Origin of the sequence: Pseudomonas sp. D4-21 (assembly GCF_051132125.1) — a bacterium.
Lineage (GTDB): Bacteria > Pseudomonadota > Gammaproteobacteria > Pseudomonadales > Pseudomonadaceae > Aquipseudomonas.
This window is the reverse complement of the sequence record NZ_CP071664.1, coordinates 2,852,054-2,865,153: the sequence shown is the minus strand read 5'-3', so window position 1 is coordinate 2,865,153 and position 13,100 is coordinate 2,852,054. Positions and strand designations below refer to the sequence as shown.

Genomic DNA, 13,100 nt, shown 5'->3' with positions numbered 1-13,100 from the left:
GCAATGCAAATTTGCACTGTTACGATCCCGACCGGGTACGCGCGACATTATTTATAAAGACAATAAAAGCAGGGAGTTAGCGATGACAGCTCAGGTTTCATCCCAAGCTGCGGACGGCGTCGAGACCGCGCCATACGAGGTGCTGTTCGAAGTCCGCAACCACATTGGCCACTTGACCCTGAACCGCCCCGCCGGCCTCAATGCCCTTACCTTGGGCATGGTGCGCAGCATGCAACAGCAACTCGATGCCTGGGCGCAGGATGCGCAGATTCGCGCGGTGGTCCTTCGCGGTGCCGGCGACAAGGCGTTCTGTGCCGGCGGTGATATCCGCTCGCTGTACGACAGCCACAAGCAGGGCGATACCCTGCATGAAGACTTCTTCGTCGAGGAATACGCCCTCGACTTGACCATCCACCACTATCGCAAGCCCATTCTGGCCCTGTTGGACGGTTTCGTGCTGGGCGGCGGCATGGGCCTGGCGCAAGGCGCCGACCTGCGGGTAGTGACCGAGCGCACTCGCCTGGGCATGCCTGAAGTGTCCATCGGTTATTTCCCGGACGTGGGCGGCAGTTATTTCCTGCCGCGCATTCCCGGTGAGCTGGGGATCTACCTGGGCGTCAGTGGTGTGCACATCCGCGCCGCCGACGCGTTGTACTGTGGGCTCGCCGACTGGTACCTCGATAGCCGCAAGCTTGCCCAGCTCGATGAGCGTCTCGATCGACTGGAGTGGCGCGATACCCCACTCAAGGACTTGCAAAGCCTGCTGGCAAAAATGGCGGTTCAACAGCTACCTGCACCGCCCCTCGCCGATTTGCGGTCCGTCATCGACCATTTCTTCGCTCTGCCCGATGTGCCGAGCATGGTCGAGCAGTTGCGTCAGGTCACGGTTGCCAACAGCCATGATTGGGCGATGGAAACCGCCAATCTGCTGGAAACCCGCTCGCCGTTGGCCATGGCGGTGACCCTGGAAATGTTGCGTCGCGGCCGTCACTTGAGCCTGGAAGACTGTTTCGCCCTCGAGCTGCACCTGGACCGCCAGTGGTTCGAGCGCGGTGACCTGATCGAAGGCGTACGCGCCTTGCTGATCGATAAAGACAAGCGCCCGCGCTGGAACCCGCCGACCCTGGAGGCGCTGGACGCCTCGGTCGTGGCGAGTTTCTTCGACGGTCTCGACTACCACGGGAATTGATCATGCAAGACCTCGAGCTGACCGAAGAACAAGTGATGATCCGCGACATGGCCCGTGACTTCGCCCGCGGTGAAATCGCGCCCCACGCTCAGGCCTGGGAGAAAGCCGGATGGATCGACGACGGCCTGGTGGCGAAGATGGGCGAGTTGGGCCTGCTGGGCATGGTCGTGCCGGAGGAATGGGGCGGCACCTATGTCGATTACGTGGCCTACGCCCTCGCCGTGGAAGAAATCTCCGCTGGCGACGGTGCCACGGGCGCATTGATGAGCATTCATAACTCGGTGGGTTGCGGGCCGGTCCTCAATTTCGGCACCGATGAGCAGAAGCAGACGTGGCTGGCGGATCTTGCCAGCGGCCAGGCGATTGGCTGCTTTTGCCTGACCGAACCCCAGGCCGGCTCCGAAGCCCACAACCTGCGCACCCGCGCCGAGCTGCGGGACGGCCAATGGGTGATCAACGGCGCGAAGCAGTTCGTCAGCAATGGCAAACGGGCGAAGCTGGCGATCGTCTTCGCTGTGACCGACCCGGACCTGGGCAAGAAAGGCATCTCGGCGTTCCTGGTGCCGACCGATACCCCGGGCTTCAACGTCGATCGCTCCGAACACAAAATGGGCATTCGCGCTTCCGACACCTGCGCGGTGACATTGAGCAACTGCACCGTCCCCGAGGCCAATCTGCTGGGTGCCCGAGGCAAAGGCCTGGCCATTGCGCTCTCCAACCTCGAAGGCGGTCGCATCGGCATTGCCGCCCAGGCACTAGGCATCGCCCGCGCAGCGTTTGAAGCGGCCCTGGCCTATTCCCGCGATCGTGTGCAGTTCGACAAGCCAATCATAGAGCACCAGAGCATCGCCAACCTGCTGGCCGACATGCACACCCGCCTGAACGCCGCCCGCCTGCTGATCCTCCACGCCGCGCGCCTGCGCAGCGCTGGCAAACCGTGCTTGTCGGAAGCGTCGCAAGCCAAGCTGTTTGCTTCGGAAATGGCCGAGAAAGTCTGCTCGTCGGCGATACAGATCCATGGGGGGTACGGGTATCTGGAGGATTATCCGGTGGAGCGCTACTACCGGGATGCGCGGATTACCCAGATCTACGAAGGATCTAGCGAAATACAACGCATGGTCATTGCCCGCGAACTCAAGCACTACCTGGCGTAACGGCGGGAAAAACATCGCGAGCTAGCTCGCTCCCACAGGGTTTGGAGGCGTACGCAATAGCGCGTACACCCCAGATCCACTGTGGGGGCGAGCTAGCTCGCGATGGGGTCAGTCGGAACGCCGCCTTACTTGTCCTGGAACGCCGCCGCACGCTTGGCCACGAACGCCGCCATGCCTTCCTTCTGGTCCTGTGTCGCAAACGCGGCGTGGAATACCCGCCGCTCGAAACGCACGCCTTCGGACAGGCTGACTTCAAAAGCGCGGTTGACGCTTTCCTTGATCATCATGCTGATAGGCACGGACTTGGAGGCGATCAGTGCCGCCGTCTTCATTGCATCGTCCAGCAGCTCATCAGCCGGCACGATCCGCGCAACGATGCCGCAACGCTCGGCCTCGACCGCATCGATAAAACGCCCTGTGAGGCACATTTCCATAGCCTTGGCCTTGCCCACGGCGCGGGTCAGACGCTGGGTGCCGCCCATGCCCGGCAGCACGCCGAGGTTGATTTCCGGCTGGCCGAACTTGGCGTTGTCACCCGCCAGGATGAAGTCGCACATCAACGCCAATTCACACCCGCCGCCCAAGGCAAAACCGTTCACCGCCGCAATGATCGGCTTTCGGCGATTGGCAACGCGGTCGCTGTCGCTGAACAGATCGTCCAAATAGATTTGCGGGTAGGTCAGCTCGGCCATCTCTTTGATGTCGGCGCCGGCGGCGAAGGCTTTTTTCGAGCCGGTCAGCACGATGCAACCGATCTGCGGGTCCGCCTCCAGGCTGTCCAGCGCCTGGTTCAGCTCGCTGACAATCTGCGCATTGAGCGCATTCAGCGCCTGAGGACGGTTTAGCGTGATCAGGCCGACGCGGTCCTTGATCTCCAACAAAATCGTTTCGTAATTCATGCAGGATTCCTTGTTCAAAGATTGCGCGAAATGACCATGCGCTGGATATCGCTGGTGCCTTCGTAAATCTGGCAGACCCGCACGTCGCGGTAGATGCGCTCCAGCGGGAAATCGTTGAGGTAACCGTAGCCGCCCAGGGTTTGCAGCGCCATGGAGCAGACCTTCTCGGCCATTTCCGAGGCGAACAGTTTGGCCATGGATGCTTCCACCAGCGCCGGCTGGCCGCCATCGCGCAGGGCTGCGGCATGATGAACCATCTGCCGTGCCACGGCGATCTGAGTCGCCATGTCGGCCAGGCGGAACGCCACGGCCTGATGTTCGATAATCGGTTTGCCGAAACTCTGGCGCTCACGGGCATAGTCGCGCGCCGCTTCGAATGCCGCGCGGGCCATGCCCACCGACTGCGCGGCAATGCCAACCCGCCCGCCTTCCAGGTTCGCCAGGGCGATCTTGTAGCCCTCGCCCTCTTCTCCCAGGCGATTGGCGACGGGCACCTTCAGGTCTTCGAAGAGGATCTGGCAAGTGTCGGAGGCGTGCTGGCCGAGTTTGTCTTCGACCCGCGCCACGCTGTAGCCCGGCGAGTCGGTGGGCACGATGAAAGCACTGATACCGCGCTTGCCGGCGCTCGGATCGGTGACCGCAAACACGATGACCACCCCAGCGTTCTGCCCGGACGTGATGAACTGCTTGCTGCCGTTGAGCACGTAATGGTCGCCCTCCAACCGCGCCCTGGTCTTCAAGCTGCTGGCGTCGGAGCCGGCCTGAGGCTCGGTCAGGGCAAAGGCGCCGAGCATCGTGCCGCTGGCCAGGGGTGTGAGGAACCTGGCTTTCTGCTCGTCAGTGCCGAATTTCAGGATCGGCACGCAACCCACCGAGTTGTGCACACTCATGATGGTCGAGCACGCGCCGTCGCCGGCGGCGATTTCTTCCAGCGTCATCGCGTAGGCCAGGTAACCGGTGTCGCAGCCGCCCCACTGTTCCGGCACCAACATGCCGAAAAAGCCCAGCTCGGCCATTTCACCAATGGCCTCCTTGGGAAAACGATGCTCGCGGTCCCATTCAGCCGAGAACGGTTTCAAACGCTCTTGGGCGAATTGCCGAGCCATGTCGCGGATTTGTGTCTGTTCTTCAGTCGGGAGCATGGCAGTTCCTTAGTACAGGCATTCAACGGCCATGGCCGTGGCTTCGCCGCCGCCGATGCAGATGGCCGCGACGCCGCGCTTGAGGCCCTTCTGGCGCAGGGCCGACAACAAGGTCACCAGGATCCGTGCGCCGGATGCACCGATCGGATGGCCCAAGGCGCAGGCGCCCCCATGGACGTTGACCTTGTCATGGGGGATTTCCAGCTTGTCCATCGTTACCACGCCCACCACGGCAAAAGCTTCGTTGACTTCGAACAGATCAACCTCGTCCAGCGACCAGCCAGTCTTGCCCATCAGCTTCTTGACCGCGCCAATCGGCGCCGTGGGAAACAGGCCCGGGGCGTCGGCAAAGGCCGCATGGCCATGGATGACCGCCAAAGGTTTCAAGCCGCGCTGTTGCGCCTGGCTCTGGCGCATCATCACCAAGGCTGCGGCGCCATCGGAAATCGAGCTGGAGTTGGCCGCCGTCACGCTACCGCCTTCGCGGAACGCCGGTTTGAGCGTGGGGATCTTGTCGATGCGTGCCTTGGGCGGTTGCTCGTCGTGGCGAACGGTGACCTGTTCCTTGCCGACCATGACCTGCAACGGCACGATTTCGGCATCGAAACTGCCATCCTCGATTGCCTGTTGCGCGCGGGTGGTGGACGCGATGGCGAAGGCATCCTGGGCCTCACGGCTGTAGCCGTTGGCCTCGGCGCAGTCTTCGGCAAAGGTGCCCATCAGGCGCCCCTTGTCGTAGGCATCTTCGAGGCCGTCGAGGAACATGTGGTCCAGCACCTTGCCGTGGCCCATGCGCAAGCCGGCGCGAGCACGGTCCAGCAGATACGGGGCGTTGGACATGCTTTCCATGCCGCCCGCCACCACGACGTCGGCGCTGCCGGCGACGAGCATGTCATGGGCGAGGATCGCTGCTTCCATGCCCGAACCGCACATCTTGTTGAGTGTGGTGCAACGGGTCGATTTGTCGAGCCCGGCGCCGAGGGCTGCCTGCCGTGCCGGCGCCTGGCCTTGGCCTGCGGCGAGCACACACCCGAACAACACTTCTTCGACCGCGTCCGGTGCGATGCCGGCACGCTCCACGGCAGCCTTGATGGCGGCGGAACCCAGCTGCGGCGCGGTCAGACTTTTGAGTTCGCCCTGGAAGCCGCCCATCGGGGTGCGGACAGCGCTGACGATGACAATTGGATCATGGGACATGACAAATCCTCCTATTTGGCGGCCATGCGCAAGGCGCCGTCGAGACGGATCACCTCGCCGTTGAGCATGCTGTTTTCAATGATATGCCGGACCAGCGCCGCGTACTCGGCGGGTTTGCCCAGGCGCGGCGGGAACGGCACGCCGGCGGCCAGGGAGTCGCGCACTTCCGGGGTCATGCCGGCCATCATCGGGGTTTCGAAAATGCCCGGCGCGATGGTCATCACACGAATGCCGAAGCGTGCCAGCTCACGGGCGGCCGGCAGAGTCAGGCTGGCGATCGCGCCCTTGGATGCGGCATAGGCTGCCTGGCCGATCTGGCCGTCGAAGGCCGCCACCGACGCGGTATTGATGATCACACCGCGCTCGCCGTCGGCGTTGGCTTCGGTTTCGGCAATGGCCGCAGCGGCCAGGCGCAACAGGTTGAAACTGCCGATCAGGTTGACGTTGATCACCTGGCTGAAACTGGCGAGGGCGTGAGGACCGTTCTTGCCGAGGATCTTCTCGCCGCGCACGATCCCTGCACAGTTGACCAAGCCGTTGAGGCCACCAAACGCATCGACCGTGGCCTTGACCGCCGCTTCGGCGGCTGCTTCGTTGCTGATGTCCGCGACCACGCTCTGGCAGCCAAGCTTTTGCGCCTGGGCGGCCACGGCGTCGGCGTTGAGGTCCAGCAGCATCACCTTGGCGCCGGCCTTGACCAGCATTTCACCGGTGGCCGCGCCGAGGCCGGAAGCGCCACCGCTGACGAGGAATATCTTGTTGTCGATCTGCATCATGGTTTCCTTGGATTCAAGCTGAAACGTTCTTCGCCGCAGTCTCTTGAGCTTTGGCGATTTCCTGGTTGCGCAAGATAAAGCGCTGCAATTTGCCGCTTGGGGTTTTCGGCAAGTCGCTGACAAATTCGATCTCTCGCGGATACGCATGGGCAGCGAGGCGCTTGCGCACGTGCAGCCGCAGTTCTTCGGCCAGCTCTGGCGCGGCGCGGTACTGGGCGCTGAGCACCACAAAGGCTTTGACCAGCTCGGTACGTTCCGGATCGGGCTTGCCGACCACGGCAGCTTCGACCACCGCCGGATGCTCGATCAACGCGCTTTCCACATCGAACGGGCCAACGCGATAGCCGGACGTGGTGATCACGTCATCGCTGCGCCCGACGAAGCTGATGCTGCCGTCCGGATTGAACTCGACGGTGTCGCCACTCAGGTAATAATCGCCGACGAAGGCCTTGGTCGGCCCGCCCTGGTAGCCGGCGAACCAACACATGGGTGACTGGCTACGGTCGACCGCAAGAATGCCCGGTTGGCCGACGCCCAACTCCTGATGGCTTTCATCCAGCACCACGATGCGATGGCCCGGCGAGGCAAAACCCGCGGCGCCCTGGTGCACCGGATGCTTGAGGCCGTGGTGATTGCACAGCACCATGCCCAGTTCAGTCTGGCCGTAATGGTCGTGGATCACCACGTCCAGGTTGTCGGCGAACCAGCGGATCACTTCCGGATTCAGCGGCTCGCCGGCGCTGCTGACGATGCGCAGCTTGCCTTTGATTGAGCGGGCGAACTGCTCGCCGCCAGCGATCAGCAGGCGATAGGCCGTTGGCGAGCCCGCGAGGTTGGTGATGCCGTATTTATTGATGACCCGGCAGGTGCTGTCCAGGGTGAACGGGCCGTCGTAGAACGTGATCGGATGCCCCATCGCCAAAGGCCCGGTCACGCCAAAATAGATGCCGTAGGCCCAGCCGGGATCGGCAACGTTCCAGAACGCGTCTTCGGGGCGCAGGTCAACGGCGTCGCGCATGTAGCTCTGGAACGCCACGATCGCCTTGAGCGGCACCGACAACGCCTTGGCCGGGCCGGTGGTGCCGGAGGTGAACATCAGCAGGAACGGGTCTTCGCCAGTCAGCATCAGGGGTTCGCACTGGTTGGGCTGATTGGCGACTTCGGCCCAGAAGCTGAAATCGCCACGAACGATGCCCTCGCCCTTTTTCCCGCCGACCGTGACGACGATGGGGCAATCGGCAACCTCAGTGAGTTTTGGACGGTTGACGGCGTCAGTGACCACAACCCGTGCCCCGGAGCTGCCGAGGCGGTGTTCGATGGCTTTCGGGCCGAACGCGGTGAACAGCGGCTGGTACACCGCGCCGATGCGCCAGGTGGCGAGCACCACGATCAGTAATTCGGCAGTGCGCGGCAACAGGCCGGCCACCCTGTCACCCTTGCCGACGCCCTGGGCGCGCAGGAAATTGGCGAAGCGCGCCGCGTTGTCCTGCAGGTCACGGTAAGTCCAGGTCGCGTCACTGCCGTCACGGCCCTCCCAAAACAAGGCGATGCGCCCCGGCAAGGTGTGCCTGTCGCAGCATTCGACGCAGGCATTGAGCGCTTCGAGCGAGCCGTGCAACGAGGCATTGACGGTGTTCAGGTAATCGAACTGCGACGTGGCGGACGAATAATCGCGCATGACCAGAATCCCTCTGTACTTTTTATTGGTGGGGGGAACCGTGAATAGCAGGGAAATACTCGCGCCGAAGAGGCGGCGCGGCAATGGTCAAAGCCTTCAAGTTGCTTGACTGGTTTGGCCATGGACCAAAGTAGGCGTTGGCTGTGCGGGCCGTCAGCCCGCCTCGTTGAGAATCAAGCTGCGATAGTGCCCAGGATTGGACCCGGACCACTTGCGAAACGCCTTGTAGAACGAACTGGCGTCGGCGAACCCCAGGCGCGAGGCGATTTCCACGAAACTGATGGAAGGTTCGGCCAGCCAGGCAATGGCCAGCTCCTTGCGGACGCCGTCCTTGAGGCCCTGGTAGGTTTGCCCCTCCTCTGCCAGGCGTCGGCGCAGGGTCGAGGCGGAAACGCATAACCGCTGGGCCAGGGCTTCGGTTTCCGGCCACTGCTCGGCGGGCAGCTGGCGCAGGTCATGGCGAATGCGGCTGGAGAGGCTTTGCGGGTCGCGGTACTTGACCAGGATATTCGCCGGTGCCTGGGCCAGGAAGCGCTTGAGCTCCTCGGGACTGCGGCGGATGGGCAGGTCCAGGCAGTCGGCGGAAAAGATCATCCGCGTACGGGGCCGGTCGAAGCGCAGGTTCTGGGAGAACATGACGCGGTAATCATCACAGAAGTCGGGCTGCGGGCACCGCAACTCGACGGACAGGATCGGAATGCGTCGCCCGGCCAGCCAGCAGGCCACGCCATGGACGATCATCCAATAGGTGAAATACGTGAAGGCCCGGCGCGGTGTCTGGTCTTCTTCGAGCAGGACAATTTCCGCCAGGCTTTGTTGGCGAGCCCATTGCGCCGGCAGGTGTTCGAGCATCAGCGAAAGGAACCCCAGCCCCGCCGTCAGCCCGGAGGCCAATGTCGGCTGGGCCATGGCGCAGCGGCACAGAAAGGCCAGGCTGCCGGACTTGAGCTTGCGCGGGTCCATGCCGAAAAATTCATCATCCAGGCGCCTCGCCAGCAGGCGCCAAAGCTGCGCATAGGCATGGGCCGGGACCCGCGCCAGGGCATCGCCGAGCAACGCCGGGTCGATGCCCACTTTGCGCAGCACCTCGTCGGTCGCAGCGCCAGGGGCACAGCTTTGCAGCAGTGCTTCGCGCACCAAGTGGACCGAGATGGTGTCTTTTTCCGACATGGCCTGGGTTTTCACAGGATCCGGTAAAGCAGACGCTCTATTCGCACCCGGCTGACGCGCTTGAGGAACTTGCCCACCGCTGCGGGGTAATCCGGCAGGGTTTCCAGGTCCAGGTAGCGTTCGATTCGCTGGGTGTGCCGATAGATCCGCTCGAGCTCGGCCTGGCGCGGTCCCGACAACTCGCCCTTGGGATCGTCCAGCAACAGGGCATTTTCCAGGTCCAGGCGAAACGCCCGTGGGTTGAGGTTGTTGCCGGTGAGCAAGGTATAGCGCTCGTCCACCCACATGCCCTTGAGGTGGTAGGTATTGTCGCCGTCTCGCCACAGGTGCAGGTTCAACTGGCCGCTGTCGATGTAGCGCTGGTGCCGCTTGGCAAAGCGACGCAGGCTGATTTCGTACAGGTAGGGCAACGCAGCGATGATCTTGAACGGCTCGCTCGCAGGAATATAAAAATCGTTGGCGGTCTTGTCGCCAACGATGATGTCGATTCGCACGCCGCGAGCCAGAGCACGGTTGATTTCCCGCGTCACAGCCAATGGCAGGTTGAAATACGGCGTGCAGATGGTCAGTTGCTTGCGGCTGCCGGCGATCAGTTCACCGATCACCCTGCTCAGCGGGTTGTTCTTGCCGACGCCCAGCAACGGGCTCACCGACAGGCCATTCTTGTCGAGGCTGCCCGCCGTGGTGTCGTAGGCCGCGTACTTGAGGCGGCTGCGCAGGTCGCCGATGTCCTTGCGCAAACTGCGGGTGCTGGGCAGGTCCGGCAGGTCAAGGCGATGCACGGCCCTGGAGGCGATCAGGCCATGTTGCACCAGATGATGCATCGAATCGGCCAGCGGGGCGTTCTGCAGCAGGTGATAACGGTCGTAGCGGTACTTGTCGAACTTGTGCAGGTAGACGTTGTTGAGGCTCGCACCGCTGTAGAGCACACAGTCGTCGATCACGAAGCCTTTGAGGTGCAGTACCCCGAACAGCTCGCGGGTCTGCACCGGCACGCCGTAGATCGGCACTTCGCTGGCATGGGCGCGGGTCTGTTTTTGATACCACGCCGAGTTGCCCGGCTGTTTTTTGGCCCCGATCAGCCCACGTTGCGCCCGCAACCAGTCCACCACCACCGCAATGTCCAGTTCGGGACGTGCGGTTTTGGCGGCATGCAAGGCATCGAGGATTTCCTGGCCGGCCTCGTCCTCTTGCAGGTAGAGGGCGACGATGTAGATGCGCTGGGTGGCCTGGGCGATTTTCTCAAGCAGGCAACGGCGAAACTCGGCGGCACCGTCGAGGATCGTCACGGCGTCGGCGGTGAGTGGAAAGCTGCGCAGCTTGGGCAGCAAGGAACGTTTGAAAAGCGACGGCATAGGGCTCGCAAAAAGTCGATTCCGAAGAACCGTTGAGCTTACACCATGACGCGTGGCTTGGGGTCTCCCCGTCGAGATGAAAAAATATTTGACCAAGGAGAATGACCGTTCTACTTTAAGTCGCATGAACGAAATCACTGGCACTGAAACACGAGACATCATCCTTGATGTCGCCGAAAAGTTGATCTACAGAAGTGGCATCGCGGCCACCGGCATGGATCTTCTGGTAAAAACCGCCGGCGTCTCCAGGAAGAGTATCTACCGCTACTTCGCCAACAAGGAGGAGCTCGTCGTCGCGGCGCTCAAGCGCCGTGATGAACGCTGGATGCAGTGGTTCAGCAGCGAAGTGGGCAAGGCGCCGACGCCCCTCGCACGTTTGCTCAGCCTGTTTCCCGTGCTCAAGGGCTGGTTCCAGAGCGAAGGCTTCCGTGGTTGTGCATTCATCAACACCAGCGGCGAAACCGGCGACCCTCAGGACCCGGTCCGCCAGGTTGCGAAAATGCACAAACAGGCATTGCTCGAGTATGTGACCCGCTTGTGTACCGAACAGGGTATTGAGCAGCCGCACGTGCTTGCCCGACAGCTGCTCATCCTGATTGACGGCGCCATTACCCTCGCGCTCGTCATGGGCGATCACGATGCTGCCGATCAGGCCCAAGACGTCCTGAAGATGTTGTTGGCGATTGAATAAGCAACACGTGTAAACCGCAGGACCGCTCGTAAAGACCCTCGCTGTAAAGCAATCGTGCAACCCACGTTCATTATCTGGAGATTGGCCATGTCGTCCTCTGCCGAAGTTCGCCCACCGCTGCCACCTTTCACCCGTGAAACAGCTATCGAAAAAGTTCGCCTGGCCGAAGACGGCTGGAACGGTCGTGACCCGCAGAAAGTATCGCTGGCCTACACTCTCGATACTCAATGGCGTAACCGCGCTGAATTCGCCCATAACCGGGAAGAAGCGAAGGCCTTTTTGACCCGCAAGTGGGCCAAGGAACTCGACTACCGGCTCATCAAGGAGCTCTGGGCCTTTACTGGCAACCGTATTGCCGTGCGCTACGCCTATGAATGGCACGACGACTCGGGCAACTGGTTCCGCTCCTACGGCAATGAAAACTGGGAATTCGATGAGAACGGCCTGATGGCCAACCGCTACGCCTGCATCAATGACATGCCGATCAAGGAAAGCGAACGTAAATTCCATTGGCCGCTGGGCCGTCGGCCGGACGATCACCCAGGCCTTTCTGAGCTGGGGCTGTAACCAAACCCTTGTGGGAGCGAGCCTGCTCGTGAATGCGGTGTATCAGCCAATGCAATATTGGATGGGCCGCCGCCTTCGCGAGCAGGTTCGTTCCCACATTGATCCCCGTGGCGTCAGGCACTACGTCGACTCAACAAGAATTCCAGCAATGTCACCGCGCAAGCCTCGATACTGCCTTCCACGATCAGCTCATAGCCGTGGGTATTTTCGGTCGGGATTGCGATACAACCGCCTTGGGCGGACGCCCCGCTGCTCATGATCGCACTGGCGTCACTGGCGAAATCCGCCAACAAGGCAAATTGTGGTGTCAGCCCGCTGCGTTTACCGGCCTGGTACAGCTGGTCGACGAGCCCACGGTGGTAACAGCCATTCTTGTCACCCGTGTTGATGATCGGATCGACGCCCAATCGGGTCGCGTATTCCGCGACCACGGGGCCGACCTCGACCGCCACCGTGGCGTCCCCGGGCAAATGGCTGGCGGCATAAAGGGCGCCGGCATTGGACTCTTCTTCCTGGGTGGTAAAAACAAAATAAACGTCGTGTGGCAGCTCTTTACGGCGCTCGGCCAAGAGCGTGGCGGCCTGGAGCGCAGCCACCATGGGCGCGCGGTCGTCCAGGAAATGCGCGGCGATGGCGTCGCCGACCCGGAACGGTCGTCGCCAGTGCTGGCTCAACACCACCCGCGTGCCGGGGCGTACCCCATGGGCCTGCAATTGCTCGCTCGTGCGACGGGTAATCACATGGACGTCACCCCAATTGACGTTTCCCGACAACACGTCCGCGCCCTGGTGGGTTTCACCGGTGCTGTGCATCGACCCGAACGACAACACGCCAGGAATGAAATCCCGGTCGCCAAGAATGTCCACTGGGCAGACCCCGAAGTTGATCGGATTGGCACCGCCCAGGGCCACCACTCGCAACGTGCCGTCAGACTCGATGCGTTTGACCAGCATGGCGATCTCGTCCAGGTGCGCCATGATCCGGATCGACTGATGCGGCTTCGTGTCCGGCCGGGCGCCCTTGATCAGCCCGATGACATTGCCCGCCGGGTCGACCCAGGTTTCGTCGCAATGCGGTTTCAGCTCCCGAAGGCAGATGTCGCGCACTTCATGCTCCTGCCCGCCGGGCCCGCGGGCCATCAGCAGCTCCTCCAGCAGCGGCAAGGTAGACGGATTGGGTTGCATCAAATGGGTTCTCCTTTTTTCCAGGCGCGGCCCACTGACGAAGCGGGCCGCGACGTGTCTGTCTTCTTGAACACGCCTGGCCTTGGAAAATTTGATCG

The 13,100-nt window shown here is 62.2% G+C and carries 12 protein-coding genes; 4 read left to right on the top strand and 8 right to left on the bottom strand.

What is annotated here, in order from left to right; all coding sequences use genetic code 11:
• Nucleotides 1-82 precede the first annotated feature (82 nt).
• Together J3Q04_RS12830 and J3Q04_RS12825 are read left to right on the top strand one after the other, a co-directional pair.
• Nucleotides 83-1,189 (top strand): enoyl-CoA hydratase/isomerase family protein, encoded by a 1,107-nt coding sequence (locus J3Q04_RS12830; RefSeq protein WP_434564053.1) that lies wholly within the window; start codon nt 83-85, stop codon nt 1,187-1,189.
• Between the two features lie 2 nt (nt 1,190-1,191).
• The gene (locus tag J3Q04_RS12825) at nt 1,192-2,343 is read left to right on the top strand and encodes an acyl-CoA dehydrogenase family protein (protein WP_434564054.1); all 1,152 of its coding nucleotides are present in this window, start codon (nt 1,192-1,194) and stop codon (nt 2,341-2,343) included.
• Nucleotides 2,344-2,468: 125 nt separating this feature from the next.
• Here J3Q04_RS12825 and J3Q04_RS12820 read toward each other — a convergent pair whose 3' ends face one another.
• From J3Q04_RS12820 to pssA, 7 genes are all read right to left on the bottom strand, one after another.
• Nucleotides 2,469-3,242 (bottom strand): enoyl-CoA hydratase, encoded by a 774-nt coding sequence (locus tag J3Q04_RS12820; protein WP_420763945.1) that lies wholly within the window; start codon nt 3,240-3,242, stop codon nt 2,469-2,471.
• A 14-nt stretch (nt 3,243-3,256) separates the two neighbouring features.
• Nucleotides 3,257-4,384, bottom strand: a complete 1,128-nt coding sequence (locus J3Q04_RS12815; RefSeq protein ID WP_420763944.1) for an acyl-CoA dehydrogenase — start codon at nt 4,382-4,384, stop codon at nt 3,257-3,259.
• A 9-nt stretch (nt 4,385-4,393) separates the two neighbouring features.
• Nucleotides 4,394-5,581: an acetyl-CoA C-acyltransferase gene (locus tag J3Q04_RS12810; RefSeq protein ID WP_434611457.1), complete on the bottom strand. Its 1,188-nt coding sequence runs from the start codon at nt 5,579-5,581 to the stop codon at nt 4,394-4,396.
• Nucleotides 5,582-5,592: 11 nt separating this feature from the next.
• Nucleotides 5,593-6,354, bottom strand: a complete 762-nt coding sequence (locus J3Q04_RS12805; protein WP_434564055.1) for an SDR family NAD(P)-dependent oxidoreductase — start codon at nt 6,352-6,354, stop codon at nt 5,593-5,595.
• Nucleotides 6,355-6,370: 16 nt separating this feature from the next.
• Entirely contained in the window at nt 6,371-8,035 is a 1,665-nt protein-coding gene (locus tag J3Q04_RS12800; RefSeq protein WP_434611460.1) for an AMP-binding protein, read from the bottom strand.
• A 153-nt stretch (nt 8,036-8,188) separates the two neighbouring features.
• The gene (locus J3Q04_RS12795) at nt 8,189-9,205 is read right to left on the bottom strand and encodes an AraC family transcriptional regulator (protein WP_434611462.1); all 1,017 of its coding nucleotides are present in this window, start codon (nt 9,203-9,205) and stop codon (nt 8,189-8,191) included.
• An 11-nt stretch (nt 9,206-9,216) separates the two neighbouring features.
• Nucleotides 9,217-10,560: a CDP-diacylglycerol--serine O-phosphatidyltransferase gene (gene pssA, locus J3Q04_RS12790; RefSeq protein ID WP_420763939.1), complete on the bottom strand. Its 1,344-nt coding sequence runs from the start codon at nt 10,558-10,560 to the stop codon at nt 9,217-9,219.
• 124 nt (nt 10,561-10,684) lie between these two features.
• On the opposite strand from pssA, the gene J3Q04_RS12785 reads away from it, so the two are divergent.
• A complete protein-coding gene (locus J3Q04_RS12785) occupies nt 10,685-11,251 on the top strand; it encodes a TetR/AcrR family transcriptional regulator (protein WP_420763938.1) in 567 nt (188 codons plus the stop codon).
• A gap of 87 nt (nt 11,252-11,338) precedes the next feature.
• Nucleotides 11,339-11,818 (top strand): DUF1348 family protein, encoded by a 480-nt coding sequence (locus tag J3Q04_RS12780; protein WP_434611466.1) that lies wholly within the window; start codon nt 11,339-11,341, stop codon nt 11,816-11,818.
• Nucleotides 11,819-11,931: 113 nt separating this feature from the next.
• Here J3Q04_RS12780 and J3Q04_RS12775 read toward each other — a convergent pair whose 3' ends face one another.
• Nucleotides 11,932-13,002, bottom strand: a complete 1,071-nt coding sequence (locus tag J3Q04_RS12775; protein WP_434611468.1) for a M28 family peptidase — start codon at nt 13,000-13,002, stop codon at nt 11,932-11,934.
• Nucleotides 13,003-13,100: the final 98 nt, after the last annotated feature.